Origin of the sequence: Kitasatospora sp. NPDC059812 (assembly GCF_042732075.1) — a bacterium.
GTDB lineage: Bacteria > Actinomycetota > Actinomycetes > Streptomycetales > Streptomycetaceae > Kitasatospora.
The window spans coordinates 13,010-29,015 of record NZ_JBHWIO010000062.1 but is presented as its reverse complement, the minus strand read 5'-3'; the positions used below and the strand labels follow the sequence as shown (position 1 = coordinate 29,015).

General features: G+C 72.4%; 14 protein-coding genes and 1 pseudogene. 6 read left to right on the top strand and 9 right to left on the bottom strand.

Going from position 1 to position 16,006, the window contains the following annotated elements:
- Positions 1 to 75: 75 nt before the first annotated feature.
- The 3 genes from ACFV6D_RS26850 (at position 76) to ACFV6D_RS26840 (ending at position 2,563) form a co-directional block, all read left to right on the top strand.
- A complete protein-coding gene (locus ACFV6D_RS26850) occupies positions 76 to 438 on the top strand; it encodes a DUF742 domain-containing protein (protein ID WP_380427596.1) in 363 nt (120 codons plus the stop codon).
- A complete protein-coding gene (locus ACFV6D_RS26845) occupies positions 419 to 1,036 on the top strand; it encodes an ATP/GTP-binding protein (RefSeq protein WP_063345929.1) in 618 nt (205 codons plus the stop codon). The genes ACFV6D_RS26850 and ACFV6D_RS26845 overlap by 20 nt, the downstream gene beginning before the upstream one ends.
- A 63-nt stretch (positions 1,037 to 1,099) precedes the next feature.
- A complete protein-coding gene (locus tag ACFV6D_RS26840) occupies positions 1,100 to 2,563 on the top strand; it encodes a cytochrome P450 (RefSeq protein ID WP_380427594.1) in 1,464 nt (487 codons plus the stop codon).
- Between the two features lie 10 nt (positions 2,564 to 2,573).
- On the opposite strand, the gene ACFV6D_RS26835 is transcribed toward ACFV6D_RS26840, so the two are convergent.
- Both ACFV6D_RS26835 and ACFV6D_RS26830 read right to left on the bottom strand, forming a co-directional pair.
- On the bottom strand, positions 2,574 to 4,265 hold the full coding sequence (locus ACFV6D_RS26835) for a purple acid phosphatase family protein (RefSeq protein ID WP_380561360.1): 1,692 nt from the start codon (positions 4,263 to 4,265) through the stop codon (positions 2,574 to 2,576).
- Between the two features lie 206 nt (positions 4,266 to 4,471).
- The gene (locus ACFV6D_RS26830) at positions 4,472 to 5,110 is read right to left on the bottom strand and encodes a DUF4360 domain-containing protein (protein WP_063345932.1); all 639 of its coding nucleotides are present in this window, start codon (positions 5,108 to 5,110) and stop codon (positions 4,472 to 4,474) included.
- A 254-nt stretch (positions 5,111 to 5,364) separates the two neighbouring features.
- Between ACFV6D_RS26830 and ACFV6D_RS26825 the strand changes: the two genes are divergently transcribed.
- Positions 5,365 to 6,534, top strand: a complete 1,170-nt coding sequence (locus tag ACFV6D_RS26825; RefSeq protein WP_380427590.1) for a CapA family protein — start codon at positions 5,365 to 5,367, stop codon at positions 6,532 to 6,534.
- Between the two features lie 53 nt (positions 6,535 to 6,587).
- On the opposite strand, the gene ACFV6D_RS26820 is transcribed toward ACFV6D_RS26825, so the two are convergent.
- From ACFV6D_RS26820 to ACFV6D_RS26800, 5 genes are all read right to left on the bottom strand, one after another.
- Positions 6,588 to 7,436, bottom strand: coding sequence for an SAM-dependent methyltransferase (locus ACFV6D_RS26820; protein ID WP_063345934.1), 849 nt, complete (start codon positions 7,434 to 7,436; stop codon positions 6,588 to 6,590).
- A gap of 58 nt (positions 7,437 to 7,494) precedes the next feature.
- Positions 7,495 to 8,853, bottom strand: a complete 1,359-nt coding sequence (locus ACFV6D_RS26815) for an MFS transporter (protein ID WP_380561359.1) — start codon at positions 8,851 to 8,853, stop codon at positions 7,495 to 7,497.
- A gap of 92 nt (positions 8,854 to 8,945) precedes the next feature.
- Positions 8,946 to 9,296, bottom strand: a complete 351-nt coding sequence (locus tag ACFV6D_RS26810) for a 5-carboxymethyl-2-hydroxymuconate Delta-isomerase (RefSeq protein ID WP_380561358.1) — start codon at positions 9,294 to 9,296, stop codon at positions 8,946 to 8,948.
- A gap of 180 nt (positions 9,297 to 9,476) precedes the next feature.
- Complete coding sequence (locus ACFV6D_RS26805) at positions 9,477 to 9,809, bottom strand: ribonuclease domain-containing protein (protein ID WP_244293569.1); 333 nt, start codon at positions 9,807 to 9,809, stop codon at positions 9,477 to 9,479.
- Positions 9,810 to 10,085: 276 nt separating this feature from the next.
- A complete protein-coding gene (locus ACFV6D_RS26800; RefSeq protein ID WP_380493024.1) occupies positions 10,086 to 11,165 on the bottom strand; it encodes a phosphatidylinositol-specific phospholipase C domain-containing protein in 1,080 nt (359 codons plus the stop codon).
- A gap of 203 nt (positions 11,166 to 11,368) precedes the next feature.
- On the opposite strand from ACFV6D_RS26800, the gene ACFV6D_RS26795 reads away from it, so the two are divergent.
- A complete protein-coding gene (locus ACFV6D_RS26795) occupies positions 11,369 to 12,022 on the top strand; it encodes a dihydrofolate reductase family protein (RefSeq protein ID WP_380561357.1) in 654 nt (217 codons plus the stop codon).
- A gap of 90 nt (positions 12,023 to 12,112) precedes the next feature.
- Here ACFV6D_RS26795 and ACFV6D_RS26790 read toward each other — a convergent pair whose 3' ends face one another.
- Together ACFV6D_RS26790 and ACFV6D_RS26785 are read right to left on the bottom strand one after the other, a co-directional pair.
- Complete coding sequence (locus ACFV6D_RS26790; protein ID WP_063345938.1) at positions 12,113 to 12,997, bottom strand: geranyl diphosphate 2-C-methyltransferase; 885 nt, start codon at positions 12,995 to 12,997, stop codon at positions 12,113 to 12,115.
- Positions 12,998 to 13,052: 55 nt separating this feature from the next.
- Positions 13,053 to 14,222 (bottom strand): annotated as a pseudogene (locus ACFV6D_RS26785) (family 2 encapsulin nanocompartment cargo protein terpene cyclase); the annotation flags it as partial.
- 366 nt (positions 14,223 to 14,588) lie between these two features.
- Between ACFV6D_RS26785 and ACFV6D_RS26780 the strand changes: the two are divergent.
- Positions 14,589 to 15,914, top strand: a complete 1,326-nt coding sequence (locus tag ACFV6D_RS26780; RefSeq protein WP_380493028.1) for a radical SAM protein — start codon at positions 14,589 to 14,591, stop codon at positions 15,912 to 15,914.
- The last annotated feature ends 92 nt before the right edge of the window (positions 15,915 to 16,006 follow it).

Sequence of the window (16,006 nt, the reverse complement as noted above, 5' to 3'; positions counted from 1 at the left end):
ACCGCGACAGGGACCGCGACCGCCTGACCCGGCACCGCGGAGCGGGCACATGAACGAGCACAGCGAGGCGGGCACATGACGACGGCCGACCAGAACGGGTGGGACGGCCCCGACCCCGCCCGCCTGTACGTGATCACCCGCGGCCGCAGCGGCCCGGCCGGACCGGGCGTCTTCGACCTGGTCACCCTGATCGTCTCCCGCGCGGAGCCGACGCCCACCATGCAGCCCGAGCACGCGGCCATCCTGCGGCTGTGCCGCTCGCCGCTCTCGGTGGCGGAGGTCTCCGCCTACCTCGAACTGCCCACCAGCGTCGTCACCGTGCTGCTGGCGGACCTGCTCGACGACGGGCGGATCGAGGCCCGCGCCGCCGTCCCCAAGGCGGAACTTCCCGACCGTGCCCTGTTGGAGGCGGTGATCCATGGACTTCAAAGGCTCTGACACGGTGGTCGGGCCGGCCGCCTCGGACCTGCTGCCGGACTCCGTCGCGATGGCGGTCAAGGTGGTGATCGTGGGCGGCTTCGGCGTCGGCAAGACGACGCTGGTCGGCTCGGTCAGCGAGATCCGCCCGCTGACCACCGAGGAGACCATGACCCAGGCCGGGGTCGGCGTGGACGACCCCACCGGGGTCGAACGCAAGACCTCCACCACGGTGGCGATGGACTTCGGCCGGATCAGCATCAGCGACCAGCTCGTGCTGTACGTGTTCGGCACCCCCGGGCAGGAGCGGTTCTGGTTCCTCTGGAACGGCCTGTTCGAGGGCGCCCTGGGCGCGGTGGTGCTGGTGGACACCCGCCGGCTGGAGGTCAGCTTCGAGGTGATCGGGCGGCTGGAGGACCGCGGCGTGCCCTTCGTGGTGGCCGTCAACGACTTCCCGGAGGCGCCGGCGCACCCGGTCGACGAGCTGCGGGCCGCCCTCGACCTGCCGCCCGAGGTGCCGATCGTGGCCTGCGACGCGCGCAGCCGCGAGTCCAGCCGGGACACCCTGATGACCCTGATGCGGTACCTGTACGAGCTCGCGGCCCCGACCGCCCGCTGACCGGCCACCCGCTGACACCCCCCCCCGTCCGCCCCGCCGACCCCACCCGACCCCGGAGAGCCCGTGAGCACCCCGTTCCCCGACGATGCCGCCCCCACCCCGCCGCCCGGCTGCCCGGCCCACGGGCACGCCCTCGAACCGTTCGGCCCCGGCGGCGTCCGGCGCCTGTACGGGCCGGAGGCCGAGGCCGACCCGGCGGGCCTGTACGAGAAGCTGCGCGCCGAGCACGGCGAGGTGGCCCCGGTCCTGCTGCACGGGGACCTCCCGGCCTGGCTGATCCTCGGCCACGGCGCGAACATCACCGCGATGCGCTCGCCGTCCCTGTTCTCCCGCGACTCCCGCCTCTGGTCGGCGTTCCGCGACGGCGACGTCCCGATGGACTCCCCGCTGATGCCGGTGATCGCCTGGCAGCCGCTGTGCGTGTTCGCGGACGGCGAGGAGCACCGGCGGCTGCGCGGCGCCGTGCTGGACGGCCTGAACCGCTTCGACCGGCGCGGCGTGCGCCGCCACGTCCGGCGGTTCACCACCGAGCTGGTCCAGGTGGTCGGGCAGACCGGCCGGGCCGAGCTGGTCACCCAGTTCGCCGAGCACCTGCCGATGCTCGTCATGACCCAGCTGCTCGGCATGCCCGACGAGTACGGACCGCAGCTGGTGAACGCCGCCCGGGACCTGATGAAGGGCACCGAGACAGCCATCGCCAGCAACGAGTACGTGGTGGCGAGCCTGCGCCGGACGATGGCCGCCAAGCGCGAGGACCCGGGCGGCGACCTGGTCACCTGGCTGCTGGAGCACCCGGCCGGGCTGACCGACGACGAGGTGATGGAGCACCTGCGAGTGGTGCTGCTCGCCGCGAACGAGACCACCGTCAACCTGATCGCGGACACCCTGAAGATGGTACTCACCGACCCCCGGTTCCGCGCCCACCTGTCCGGCGGTCAGATGACCCTGGGCGAGGCGCTGGACCAGGTGCTGTGGGACTCCCCGCCGATGTCGCTGGTGGCCGGCCGCTGGGCGACCGTCGACACCGAGCTGGGCGGGCAGCAGATCAGGGCCGGTGACCTGCTGCTGCTCGGACTCGCGGCCGGCAACGTCGACCCGGTCGTCCGGCCCGACCTGGCCACCCCGCTGTACGGCAACCGCTCCCACCTCTCCTTCGGCGCCGGCCCGCACGAGTGCCCCGGCCAGGACATCGGGCGCTCCGTCGCCGAGGCCGGGATCGACATCCTGCTGACCCTCCTGCCGGACCTTCGGCTCGCCGTGCCGGAGGAGGAGCTGACCTGGACCTCCGCCTGGATCTCCCGGCACCTGGTGGAGCTGCCGGTGGAGTTCACCCCGCGCGAGATCGAGCCGCACCCCGACTCCAAGCCGGTCGACGCCCCGGACCCGGCGGCCGTCACCGCACCCGAACCCACGCCGGCGGTGGAGGAGGCGCAGGCGCAGGCGGTGGCGGAGGCACCGGCCGCCGTCCGGATCCCGGCGCAACGGCGCGGCTGGTGGCGGACGTTGACCGGCCTGTTCCGGCGCTGACGGCCCGTCGCTAGTGGCGGTCGGTGCGGGGCCGCTGCAGGGTGAAGGTGTCGACCGGGGTGAGGTCCCCGTGCGGGCCGTCGAAGGTGTAGTACGTCACCCGCATCCTGGTCAGACCGCCGCGCCGGTCGCCGGGGTCGACGTCGAAGGCCGCGAAGCCGTGGGTGTGCTGCCGGTCCTGGACGGCGGCCCACGGGGCGTCCTCGGTCAGCCACACGGACTGCCGGTACGGGGCCGGCGGGCGCGGCGCGTCCTCCAGGGCGACGACCACCCGGCCCTTGGGCTCCCCGAACAGGTCGTCCTGGGTGGTGGCGGCGTTGCCGCCGGCGCCGATGACCATGTGGACGGTGCCGCGGCTGGTGTCGACCGTGTGCAGGTCGGTGCCGGACGGCACCGGGGTGCGGGTGTCGTTGGGCAGGGTCCCGCGGACGGGGTGGGAGCGCTCGTAGTAGTGCTCGTGGCCGCTGACCACCAGGTCGACCCCGTAGGCGTCGAACAGCGGGCCCCAGGCCTCGCGGATGCCGAGGTCGCTGCCGGCGCCGTGCTGTGAGCTGGAGATCATCGGGTGGTGCATGCAGACCACGATCCAGTCGATCGCCCGGCTGCTCCGCGCCGACCGCAACTCGCGTTCCAGCCAGCGCTGCTGGGCCCCGCCGGAGTAGCCGCGCAGATAGTGGTCGCCGCTGTCCTGGATGGCCACGTCGTCGTTGGCCAGGCTGATGAAGCGCACCGAGCCGACCGTGAAGGCGTACCACATGCCCCGGGTCTCCGCGTCGTCGGCGGCCGCGGAGTCGGGCAGTTCGAAGTAGGTCTGGTAGCCGAGGGCGCCGATCGGGCCGTTGCCGGCCTCGTTCTCGCCGTTGCCGGCGCAGGGCATCCAGGGGCGCAGCCGGGCCGAGCGGCTGTTGTTGATGAACCAGTCGGCCCAGGTCAGCGTGCGGCTCTGGCCGTGCCGGCCGCTGTAGGAGGCGTAGCAGAGGTCTCCGTTGACCAGGTTGAACAGCGGGCCGACGCGTTCGACGGCGGCGACGATGTCGGCGGAGTGCGGGGTGCCGACCTGGCTGCTGGTGAACACCGGGTACTTGCCGAGCGGTGACGGCATGCCGTCGGGGAAGACCACCTGGCGGCGGAGGTTGGGGGTGGCCTGGTCCCCGAAGCTGGTGAAGGTGAAGGGCGCGCGGCCGCGCGGGGCGGTGGTGAAGGAGCCCGGCTCGGGGCTCGCACCGTCGTGGCCGGCGGTGTAGAGGTACGTGGTGGCGGGGCGCAGGCCGGTGAGGCGGGCGTGGTGGACGTACACCTCCTCCTTGCCGAGGGCGTCCCGGTAGGTGCGGGTCTGCGCCTCGACGACCCGGCCGAGGCCGCCGTCCGGTGAGCCGAGCCGGACCTGCGGGCGGCGCACGGACTGCGGGGTGATCCAGGAGACCGTCATGTCGGCGGACGGGTCGGTGCCGAACTGCAGGTGCAGCCCGCTCACGCTGGGCGCCCCGGTCCGGTGCGGGGTGGACTGGAGCAGCGGGCTCGCGGCGGGCCCCGCCGCCTCCTGGCCTGTCTCCGGGCTTGCCTCCGGGCCTGTCTCCGGGCCTGTCTCCGGGCCTGTCTCCGGGTCCGCCGCCGCGGCCGGTTGGGCGGCCGCACCGCCCGCGACCAGCGCGGCGCCGGCCGCGGATGTGCCCTTGAGAATGGACCTGCGTGCGATCGTCATGGAGCTCCGCCTGCCGAGTGGGGGTGTCGACCCGGAGCACTGTACAGACATGTGCATGCAGAAACGATCGATATGACGGACGGTCACCACCGGTACGACGGAGGGCATGCGTCGGCCCCGGCGGGGGTCGGGGGCTCCGCCGGGGCCGGGCGCAGGGGTCGGGCGCAGGGCCCGGGGGTCAGGCGCCGAGAATCAGGCGCCGGGGATCAGGGGCACTGCTTCCAGGCGAGGTGGTAGACGGTGTTGATGCTGCCGTCCGTCGAGTCCATGGTCATGAAGCTGGTGGTGCTGTTCGGGTCCGAGCTGCCGGCGCCGACCCGCAGTTCGGTGTTGATGTTGAAGTTGCGCTCCTCGCCGCAGGGGGCGAAGACCAGGGCGGCGACGTCGACGGTGTCGGTCGCCTGCCAGTTATCGTCCTTGGGGCCGTTGAAGTGGTGGCTCAGCTGGGCGGTCGCAGGATCGCCCTGGAAGTAGTAGCTGGCCTGCTGGGTGCCGCTCGCACCCTTCTCCAGGTGGGCGAAGCCGCGGTAGTCGGCGGAGGCGATCGCGTAGGTGAAGCCCTGGGGGACGTGCACCCGCAGGTTGAGCTGACAGTTCTTCCGGAAGTCGGTCGGCTTCGAGCCGACCCCCACCTGGGCGAGGTAGCTGCTGTAGGTCACGGTAAAGGCGGTGTTGTCCGGGGAGACGGCCACGGCGGCCGTCCCCGCCGGGCAGCCGGAGCCGTTGACGGTCGCGACGTCGATGACGATCCGATCCGGCGGCGTCGGGAGCGCGCCGGCGCCGAGGGCCGGCGAGGCGAACAGGGTTGCGGCGATTCCGGTCGTGGCCAGTACACGGAGCAGCATGGGCTTCCCCTTCGATCGTCCACGGAGCCGGGGCCGGCGCGGTCACGTTCCGAGTGCGGTGACAGTCCGAGCGCGTTGGCGTTTCGAGCGCGACCCCGAAATTGACATGGCTATGTCACCACACTCGGGGCATCCGCGTACAGGGGGTGACGCACCTCCCGGGTGACCTGCGGGCGTGGGTCCGGCGGTCCGTCGACGGGGCCTCGCATAGTCGGATGGCCAGTCACACCTTCCGATCGTGAGACGAGCCGACGATGTTGCTGCCCCACCGCCGGACCGCCACCGCGGCCCTCGCCCTGTTCCTCGCCCTCCCGGGCTGCGGCGCCCCGGACACCGCCCCGCCGCCCGCCGCCACGGCGACCCCCACCGCAACCGGGCCGCGACCGTTCACCCTGGTCGCCACCGGGGACGTCCTGCCGCACACCGAGATCATCCAGCAGGCCAAGGAGGACGCCGGCGGGAGCGGATACGACTTCACCGCCATGCTCGCCGGCATCAAACCACTGGTCAGCGGCGCCGACCTGGCCATCTGCCACATGGAGACGGTCTACGGCGCCGACGGCGGACCGTACACCGGCTACCCGACCTTCAAGTCCCCGCCGCACGTCGCCCGGGCCCTCAAGGACACGGGCTACGCCTCCTGCGACACCGCCTCCAACCACACCCTCGACGACGGCCCCGCCGGGATCCGACGCACCCTCGACGCCATGGACGCCGTCGGCCTCGCCCACACCGGCTCCGCCCGGACGGCCGACGAGGCCGGCCGGCCCGCCCTGCTCCGGGCCGGCGGCGCCACCGTCGCCCACCTCGCCTACACGTACGGGACCAATGACATCGCGCCGCCCGAGGGCCAGCCCTGGGCGGTCAACCTGATCGACCGGGACCGGATCCTCGCCGACGCGCGCGCCGCCCGGGCGGACGGCGCGGACCTCGTGGTGGTCAGCGTCCACTGGGGCACCGAGTGGCAGGACGCGCCGAACGAGCAGCAGCTCACCCTCGCCCGCGAGTTGGCCGTCGAACCGGCGCCCGGACAACCCGACATCGACCTGATCCTCGGCACCCACGCCCATATCCCGCAGGCCTACGAGAAGATCGGCGACACCTGGACGGTCTACGGCCTCGGCGACCAGCTCGCCGGGCACATGTTCACCTACGACGGCGCCGAGGACCCGCGCGGCAACTGGAGCTCCCTCGCCCGTTTCACCGTCACCCCGCCCGCCCGGCCGGGGCTGCGCTGGACGGTGAGCCGCGCCGAGTTCGTCCCGCAGATCACCGACCTCGGGCCGCCCTACCGGGTGCTCGACCTGCGCGAGGCCGTCCGCCGCAACCCTGGCCGCGCCGACTACGCCCGCGCCCTGGAGCACATCCGCTCGGTGGTGCTCAGCCGGGACGCGGGCGCGGCGGGGCTCACCATGGCGCCGTAAGGCCGTTAAGCCGTAGGGCAGTTAAGCCGTTGGGCAGTTAAGCCGCAAGGCCGTTACGGCTTGCGGCCCAGCCCCGCGTAGGCCGCCACCTCGTGGTCGCCGAGCACCGGGCCCTCGCCCAGCTCCGGGTGCCAGCGGTTGATCAGCACCACGCCCGGGTCGTCCAGTTCCAGCCCGGCGAAGAAGCGCTCGACGCCCGCACGGGGGCGCAGGTGGTTCTCGATTCCGGCCTCCGAGTAGCGGCGGGAGCCGATCGCGACCAGGTCGGGAATCGAGTCGGCGGTGCCGGCGGTCAGCGCGAGGAAGCTGCCGGAGGGCAGGGCGTCGACCAGCGTGCGGACCGGCGGGTGCGCGGCCTCGTCGGAGAGGAAGTGCACGATGTTGATCAGCGTCAGCGCGATCGGCCGGTCGAGGTCCAGGGTGGCGGCCACCGCGGGATCGGCGAGGAACCTCCCCGGCTCGCGCAGGTCGCCCTCGACGTAGGCGGTGCGGCCCTCGGGGGTGCTGGTGAGCAGCGCGCGCGAGTGGGCGAGCACGATCGGGTCGTTGTCGACGTACACCACCCGGCAGGACGGGTCGACGGCCTGGACGACCTCGTGCAGGTTGGGCGTGGTGGGGATGCCGGTGCCGACGTCCAGGAACTGGCGGACGCCGTGCACCTCGACCAGCCGGCGGACCATCCGGTGCATCACCGCGCGGGCCTCGACGGTGGCGGCGCGCGAGCCGGGCCACTCCCCGAGGATGCGGTCGCCGACCTCGCGGTCCACCGGGAAGTTGGTCTTGCCGCCGAGCAGGTAGTCGTAGACCCGGGCCGGGTGCGCGCGGTCGGTGCGCAGGTCCACCTGCGGCGCCTCCTCGAACCGGACCCCGGTCAGCCAGCCGTCCGGACCGCTGTTCTCCATGTCTTGCCCTTCCGCACGTTCGTTCCCGTCCCACTCAACCACAGGAGGTGATCGAACGTCAGCCGCTTTGGGACGGTACCCGACCGCTGCGCGCCTTGACCGCCGGAGCCCCCACGGCGGCGACGAAGGACGGCACCCGCAGGGCGGTGACGAGGCCGAGCGCCGGGCCCAGCGTGCAGAGGGTGACGTAGCCGGGGATCAGGCCGAGCCGGTGGTGGTCGTGCAGCCACTCGGCGAGCAGCGGGAAGGAGCCGCCGAACGCGGCGATGGTGGCCGCGTTGACCACGCCGAGGCCGAGGGCGCGGACCTCCGTCGGGAACAGCAGGCCGGTGAAGACGTTGAGCGTCCCGAGTACCGTCGCCACCAGCATCCCCAGCAGCACGGCGACGAGCTGGAACGGCAGCCAGCCCTGCCGCAGCCCGATCAGCAGGACCGGGACCAGCAGCACCGGCAGCGCGAACCCGGCCCGGGCCACCGGCAGCAGGCCGAAGCGGTCGGCGGCGGCGCCGCTGAGCAGCATGGTGGCCAGCACCACCGCGAGCACCACGGTCATGAAGGAGGTCGCCTCCTCCCGGTCGACCACCCCGTAGGCGGCGGCGTACTGCGGCAGGTAGACCAGGGCGAAGTAGTAACCGACCGTCCCGCCCAGGGTGTTGAGGAAGACGGTGAGCACCGCCCAGCGGTGCTCGCGCAGCACCCGCAGGAACGGCGGGCGGGCACCCGTCGACTCCGCCCGGGCGCGGCGGAACTCCGCGCTCTCCGGGGCCGCCCGGCGCACCCAGACGGCGGCCAGCCCGAGCAGCGCCGCGACCACGAAGGCCCAGCGCCAACCACCGTTGGTCACACCGGACTTGCCGAGGGTGTGCAGCAGCAGCGCGAGCACCCCGTAGGAGAGCAGCGAGCCGACGATGATCCCGCCGTAGGAGACCGAGCTGAACGCGAAGCGGTGCCGGGGCGGGGCCGTCTCGGTCACGTACGCGGCGACGCTGGGCGCCTCCCCGCCGAAGGCCAGCCCCTGCACCACCCGTGCGGCGACGGCCAGGACCGCCGCCCAGGCGCCGATCGTCCGCTGGTCCGGCAGCATGGCGATTCCGAGGCTGGCGGCGGCGATCACGGACATGCCGAGGGTCAGGGCGAAGCGCCGCCCCCGGGTGTCGCTGAGCCGCCCGATCAGGTACGAGCCGACCGGCCGGGCGACGAACCCGACCGCGAAGGTCGCGTACGCCCCGAGCAGGCCGCTGACCCCGCCCTTGCCGTGCCCGAAGAGGTCCGCCGCGAAGTACGGGGCGAGGACGGCGTAGATGTTCCAGTCGAAGGACTCGACCACCGAGCCCACCGTGGCGGCGGCCAACTCCCGTCGCCTCCGGCCGGCTTGCGGCTCCTCGGGCGGCGGGGTGGTTCCGGTCCGATCTGTCATGGCCTCAGCATGGCACCGATCAGGGTGCCGCGGTATCGGACGCGGCGAGGTCCGCCGCCCCCGGCGGGCCGGTGCTACCGGCCGGGGTGGTGCTACCGGCCGGGGTGGTGGACGAAGCGGTAGGTCTCGCGGTCCAGTTCGGTGACCTCCACGCCGATCACGGCGGGCACGTCGAGGCGGGCCTGAAGCGCGGCGAGCACCCGGGCCGTCAGCTCGGCACGCTGCGCGGTGCTGCGGCCGGCCAGGATCTTGATCTCCACCAGCACCACCGCGCGCCCGTCCGCCCCGTCGCCGACCACGTGGCGCCCGGCCGGGCGGAACAGCGTCTTGCAGTCCGCCACGGTGGTGTCGATCACCTCGGCGATCAGCCGGTGGACCTCCTCGGCGAAGCCCGCCTGGTCGAGGGCGAGGCCGGCGGAGTGGTCGACCAGGATCTGCGGCACGGAGACCTCCCGGGAGACGGAGCCTCGCGGGGCTCCTCGGACAGTGCCGCGACGCTACCGTGTGCGGCCGCGCAGCCCTCGGGCAGGGCGCTCACCGAGGTGTGACACGGCGACGGCGCGGCGCTCCCGGTCCCCCGTTGCGCCGGGGGTACCGGGAGCCCTGGAGCGTGAACAGCGTGGTCAGCAGCCGAAGTTGATCAGTCGGAAGGTCACGTAGTGGTCGCCGGTGTAGTAGTCCTCGCGGGTGCGCTGGCCGGTGACGACCCGGCGGGTGCCGCGGGTCGGCGAGCCAGGCGTCACCACGGTGTACTCGTGGTAGTAGCCGTAGGACTGGCTCGGCAGCACGCGCTCCTTGTTCTGGAACACCACGCCGTCCTGGCTGTACGGGAAGGGCCCGCCGGAGGCGATCAGGTTGAGCGTGGTGCGCGCCTGCGACGGCAGGGCGGACAGGCACACCGAGCCGCTCACCGCGGCGTGCGCCTCGGTGGCGACCGCGACGGGCGCGAGGGTCATCAGGGCGACGGCGGTGACGGCGGCGGCGCGGGACTTCCACGCGCGTAGAGTTCGGGTCATGACAACCAGCATGGCGACCGGCCCGGCCCGCCGAAAGCCCTGATCCAACTCTTCATCTCGGGTCAACTCGACGTACTCGCGGCAGACTTGACCTGGAAAGCAGCCGGGCCGGGCCCGCCCTACGCCGAGGCGAGCCGAGCCGAGCCGAGCCGAGGCCGGACACGCCTGCGCCACCGGGGCGTTCACCGCCCCGGTGGCGCGTCCGGCGTCTCGGCGTCAGCCCCGGGGCAGGGCCAGGGACTGGACGGCCGGCAGCTTGCGCCAGTCGCTGGAGACGATGCTGGCGTGCGCCCGGGCCAGTTGCTCGGTGCGGGCGCGGGCCTGCTCGGCCGTCGGGTCGGTGGCACTGATGGCGGGCGCCACGTTGTGCGCGTCCGTCATGACCAGCAGGTAGTGCGAGCGGTCGTACCACGCGGTGTCGACGCCGTTGAGGTACGTGGCGGCGTCGCCGTCGAAGACCACGAACCAGGGCCGGATCCCGGCGTCCGCGCCCGTGTACGCGCTGCGCGGGTCGCCGGTCTTGGCACCGTGCACGGCGGGGAACAGCTGGGCGTCGCCGATCCGGCCCGCGGCGGCGAGGTCGCGCAGGTGGCGGCCGTACTCGACATCGGTGTGCAGGGTGTCGAAGGGGTTGCTCTCCTCGACCGTCCCCGGGATCGCGTACAGCAGGACCTTTCCGGCCAGCGCCGCGCGGCTCGGCCAGTTGCCGGCCCGCACCGCCTCGTCCACGCCGGCGTACGAGCCGCCGCCCGGCTTGGCGAGCAGGTCGGCGGGGCGCAGCACGGCCGGGCCCAGGTGGGCGGCGATCAGCGTGTCCAGTTCCGTCGGCCCCATGCCGAGGTTGGCGGAGAAGCCCGCCTTCAGCTCCAGCTTGACGACCAGCGGGCCGGCGCCGGGGTGGGCGCCGAGCCAGACCCGGACGTCGTCGAGGCAGTTCTCCAGGTTCTTGTTGGCGCCGCCGCTGTAGAGCTGCGCCGGGGTGCTGGCGGCGGTGCAATTGTTGGAGTTGCCGAGCGGGTTGGAGTGGCTGACCTTCCACTCCTTGGTGACGATGTCCGTCCAGATGTCCAGCTCGATCATCCCGGTGCCGGTGTCGAGCCCCTGGGCGAGGTACGGGTAGGCGGCCGGGTCGTAGGTGTTGTGCAGGCCGACGGTGGTGGCCGAGCCGAACGGCAGGTCCGCCGGGCCGCTCGCGGCCGCGTCCTGCGCCGCGTCGGCGGTCGCCGGTATCAGGGCCGCGGCGGCGGCGAGCAGGCCGGCCGCCAGGATGGCGGCGGCGGTGCGGCGTACGGTCACAGGTACTGTCCCCCCAAGTGCGGATGTGCCTCCGGCCGCCCCTCCCGGACGGTCGGACGAAGCATCGCCCACCAGGGCGAGCTTCGGGTGAAGAAGACACGACAATAGCGTGACGGCTGTACCGCTCCCGCCCGGGTTAGCGTGGGCCGTCCAGCAGGCGCGGCCCGGTCCGCGCCGCAGCACCGAGCACCGGAGGAACTCCCGTGTCCCTGGTCCGCGTCCACAACTTCTCGATCTCGCTCGACGGCTACGGAACGGGCGAGGGGCAGAGCCTCGACTCGCCGTTCGGTCACGCCGGCGACCGGCTGCACGGCTGGTTCTTCCAGACCCGGACCTTCCGGCGGATGCACGGCCGGGAGGGCGACACCGGCGGCGACACCGGCGTCGACGACGCGATGGCCCGCACCTGGAGCGACGGCATCGGCGCGGAGATCATGGGGCGCAACAAGTTCGGCCCGCAGCGCGGCCCGTGGCAGGACCACGAGTGGCAGGGCTGGTGGGGGCCGGAGCCGGTGTTCCGCACCCCGGTCTTCGTCCTCACCCACCACCCGCGCCCCACGCTGGAGATGGCGGGCGGGACGACCTTCCACTTCCTCGACGCCACGCCCGAGGAGGCACTGCGCCAGGCCCGGGAGGCCGCCGACGGGAAGGACGTCCGGATCGGCGGCGGCCCGAGCACCGTCCGGGCCTTCCTGGCGGCGGACCTGATCGACCACCTGCACCTGGTGGTGGTGCCGATCGTCCTCGGCCGCGGCGAGCGGCTCTGGGACGGGCTCGAAGGCCTGGAACAGCGCTTCCGCACCGAGGCGGTGACCAGTCCGAGCGGCGTCACCCACCTCACCTTCACCCGGCGGTGACCGGTCGGTAGCCGAAGGCGGTGGCCTCCCCGTACCTGCGGGGAAGCCACCGTCACACCCGGACCGGACGGACCCGGACCGTCAGACCTATCAGACCCGGTCGGCCGCGATCAGGACGTACTGGAAGGAACCGTCCCTGTAGGAGTTGATGAACGCCTCCTCGATGCCGGTGACCAGCGAGGAGGTGGCGCGCAGCTCCCAGTAGGGCAGGGTGGCGGGGGTCAGGTCGATGACGGCCTGCGGCACCAGCCGGTTGTCGGCCATGGCCCGCAGGTACTCCCGGCGGGAGTGGATGTTGCACTCGAAGTGCGCGTTGATCTGCGAGACCCACTTGGACGGCTGCCCGTAGGCGGGGTTCCAGCAGCCGGTGACGGTCACGTACCGGCCGCCGACGGCGAGGATCCGGGAGTGCTCGGCGAACAGGTCGTGCAGGTCGACGTACATGCTGGACTCGTTGTTCCACGAGCCCGCCACCTGGCCGGTCTCGAACGGCATGTCGAGCATGTTGCAGACCTGCGAGCGGACGAAGTCGCCGATGCCCAGCTCGCGGGCCCGGTTGTTGCCGAACTCGGCCTGCTTGGCGGAGAGCGTGACGCCCTGGACCCGGCAGCCGAAGCGCTGGTGGGCCATCACCATCGAGCCGCCGCGGCCGCAGCCGGCGTCCACCAGGGTGGCGTCGGACGGAACCGCGCCCAGATGGTCGAGGAGCAGCTCGGCCTGCGCGGACTCCAGGCGGTGCAGCTCGGTGATCACCTTCTTCTCGCGCTCGCTGTCGGCCGGGTCGCCGATGGCGGCCTGGTCGACGTCGCCGATGCCGTAGTGGTGGTGGTAGAGGCCGTCCACGTCGCCGAGGCGAAGGTTGACCGGCCGTGCCTCGTGGTCCCAGTAGCGTGCGATGTCGCCCTGGTAGGGAGTCGCCGGCCCGGGGATGGCGGCGTTGTCGGCGGGGGTGGTGATGTCGTCGGTCAGGGACATGCGTCAGCTCCTAGCGGGTGATCAACGGAAGAGGGATGGCTGCCGGAAACGGTGGTTACCAGAAGTCGGGCAGGGTGTAGCGGAAGGAGTTGGTCCGGTGCCAGAAGTGGTTGCCATCGACCCACGCGGACACACCGCGCAGGAACCGTACGAGGGTCGGGACGGGGCAGGCCGCGGCCAGCGCGGCCGCCTCGGCCTCGAAGACGTGCATCAGGTCGTTGTGGACCTCGACCGCCTTGAGGTAGCCGTCCTGGTGCGAGCAGTCCTCGCGTTCGGCGATCACCACGGGCAGGTTCAGGTGCAGTCCGGGGATGGACAGCTCCTTGGTGTACGAGTACAGGTCGTTGACGATGGTGGTCGCGTTGCCGGCCAGGGCGATCACGCGCTGCATGGCGGGTAGCGCGTGCAGTTCGGCCGGCAGCTCGTAGCCGCCGACGCTGTCCGTGATCGTCGGGCAGGGGCGGAAGTTGTTGAACTGGCGCATCGCCAGGTACTCCCACACCTGCGGGACGTGCTCGGTCTCGGCCCACGACGCCTCGGCGAGGTATCCGAGGTGCAGCCGGGCCATGTCGTGCCGGAACCGGTCCGCCTGGGAGGGCGTGGAGGCCCGGGTGAAGTACTCCATCGCGGAGCGGTACGCCCGGCGGGGCGCGTCCTCGTGCAGCGAGGCCTCCCACTCCGGGTGGTACTCCGGGGTGGTGTGCAGCGGGTCGAGCGCGGTGTGCGCCAGCAGCAGGCGCCCGCCGAGGCCGACCGGTGAGCCGCCGTGATCCTCGCAGTAGCAGTCGTCGACCGCGTTCTCGGCGACCATCAGGCGGGCGGCGAGCATCAGGTGGTCGACGCTGGGCGCGTCGGGGTGGCAGGCCACCATGTAGCGGCCGGTCGAGAAGCCGTCGAACTGCTTCTCCCAGTCCGGCGGGTACAGCTCGACCTCGTCCAGCGCCCAGGCCTTGATCCTGAGGCTCAGTTCCTCCACCCGCACCGGGTCGGGCTCGGCCACCGGATGGTGGTAGAGGCCCGGGATGGCGTCGCCGGGCTTCGGCTTGGAACCACCCGGCTTGGAACCGCCCGGCTTCGAACCGCCCGGGGAGGGGCTGTCGGACGCGGGGACGCCGGGCACGGAGGTGTTGAGTGCGGGCGCGCTCGGGGCGGGGGCGCTCTGCGCCAGGTTCAGGCCCGCGGTGCCCAGGCCGCTCGGCCCGCGCAGGATCCGCTCCATCGCCGAGGAGCTCATGACCCCACCGCCGCGGCGGCAGTGCGCTCGAAGGGTGTCCCCGCTCTGGTGCACAGGGGCATGGAGCCTCCTCTGACTCTGATGAAGGATCGCAAGACATGACGGCTCGTCACCTGGCCGACGGCGTGGGCGGTCTTCGAACGCGCCCCCGTCTCGCTCGGTTCACAACCGTAGGCGCGGGGGCCGGTTCGGAAACGTTCCGGACGATCTTCTACACCCGATCAGGTGAACGTAGGCCCGTATGGCGTTTGAAACGCCGCCTCCTCATGCATCGGTCCGCCGCGCCCGCCGGTGTAAGGGGGAGAAGAATGGCCACGACCCCGCGACGGAACGGGGCCAGGAAGGACGTACCAACACATGGAGACCCAGGGCCGCAGCCGCACCGCACTGGTCGAGGACCTCATGGAGCGCTTCCCCGACGTGCCCCGGGAGGCCGTGATCAAGGAGGACCTGCTGCGCGGCGGCATGGCCTTCGACGAGTCCGCCCTCAGCGGCAGCACCGGCGCCGACGGGAGCGGCGAGGTCAAGCCGAAGTCGTACTTCATCTTCTCCTTCGACCACCGCACCCTGCCCGAACTCGGCGCGGCCGCGCTCAACCGCCCGCCGGAGGAGGTCGTGCTCACCGGCGGCCCGTACGGGCTGCGCCGCACCGTGGTGTCGGTGCGCGTCAACCCGGACTCGCCGTACCGGGTCGGCGCCGGGGAGGACGGCACGCTCGGCCTGTACCTCGACGGCGCGCGGATCGCCGACGTGGGCCTGCCCCCGATGCCGGACTACTACCGGCACACCCTGGCCAACGGGAAGTCGGTGATGGAGGTCGCCCCGACCATCCAGTGGGGCTACCTGATCTACCTGACGGTCTTCCGGGTCTGCCAGTACTTCGGCGCCAAGGAGGAGTGCCAGTACTGCGACATCAACCACAACTGGCGCCAGCACAAGGCCGCCGGCCGCCCCTACACCGGGGTCAAGCCGGTCGAGGAGGTGCTGGAGGCGCTGGAGCTCATCGACCGCCACGACACCGCCCGCGCCTCCCAGGCGTACACCCTCACCGGCGGCGCCATCACCTCGCAGGTCGGCGGCCGGGACGAGGCCGACTTCTACGGCCAGTACGCCAAGGCCATCGAGGAGCGCTTCCCCGGGCGCTGGATCGGCAAGGTCGTCGCCCAGGCCCTGCCGCGCGAGGACGTCCAGCGCTTCCACGACTACGGCGTGCGGATCTACCACCCCAACTTCGAGGTCTGGGACAAGCGGCTGTTCGAGCTGTACTGCCCCGGCAAGGAGCGCTACGTCGGCCGCGACGAGTGGCACCGGCGCATCCTCGACTCCACCGAGGTGTTCGGCCCGGAGAACGTGATCCCCAACTTCGTCGCCGGCGTCGAGATGGCGCAGCCCTTCGGCTTCACCACCGTCGACGAGGCCATCGCCTCCACCCGGGAGGGCCTGCGCTTCTTCATGTCCCACGGCGTGGTGCCCCGCTTCACCACCTGGTGCCCCGAACCCACCACTCCGCTCGGCAAGGCCAACCCCCAGGGCGCCCCGCTGGAGTACCACATCCGCCTGCTCCAGACCTACCGTGCCACCCTGGAGGAGTTCGGCCTCTCCTCCCCGCCCGGCTACGGCCCGGCCGGCCCCGGCAAGGCCGTCTTCTCGGTCAGCTCCTTCATGGACTCGCTGCCCGGCTGAGCCCCCGGCGCACGCCGCCCCCGACCGACATGACGGTACGTCAGGATGACGCCGGGGGCCTTCGGACCACCCCAAGGAGGAGGCGCCCCCCG

Coding starts and splice junctions, on each gene's coding strand:
- ACFV6D_RS26850 (WP_380427596.1), top strand. CDS start 76: ATGACGACGGCCGACCAGAACGGGTGGGACGGCCCCGACCCCGCCCGC.
- ACFV6D_RS26845 (WP_063345929.1), top strand. CDS start 419: ATGGACTTCAAAGGCTCTGACACGGTGGTCGGGCCGGCCGCCTCGGAC.
- ACFV6D_RS26835 (WP_380561360.1), bottom strand. CDS start 4,265: ATGACGATCGCACGCAGGTCCATTCTCAAGGGCACATCCGCGGCCGGC.
- ACFV6D_RS26830 (WP_063345932.1), bottom strand. CDS start 5,110: ATGCTGCTCCGTGTACTGGCCACGACCGGAATCGCCGCAACCCTGTTC.
- ACFV6D_RS26825 (WP_380427590.1), top strand. CDS start 5,365: ATGTTGCTGCCCCACCGCCGGACCGCCACCGCGGCCCTCGCCCTGTTC.
- ACFV6D_RS26820 (WP_063345934.1), bottom strand. CDS start 7,436: ATGGAGAACAGCGGTCCGGACGGCTGGCTGACCGGGGTCCGGTTCGAG.
- ACFV6D_RS26815 (WP_380561359.1), bottom strand. CDS start 8,853: ATGACAGATCGGACCGGAACCACCCCGCCGCCCGAGGAGCCGCAAGCC.
- ACFV6D_RS26805 (WP_244293569.1), bottom strand. CDS start 9,809: ATGACCCTCGCGCCCGTCGCGGTCGCCACCGAGGCGCACGCCGCGGTG.
- ACFV6D_RS26790 (WP_063345938.1), bottom strand. CDS start 12,997: ATGTCCCTGACCGACGACATCACCACCCCCGCCGACAACGCCGCCATC.
- ACFV6D_RS26780 (WP_380493028.1), top strand. CDS start 14,589: ATGGAGACCCAGGGCCGCAGCCGCACCGCACTGGTCGAGGACCTCATG.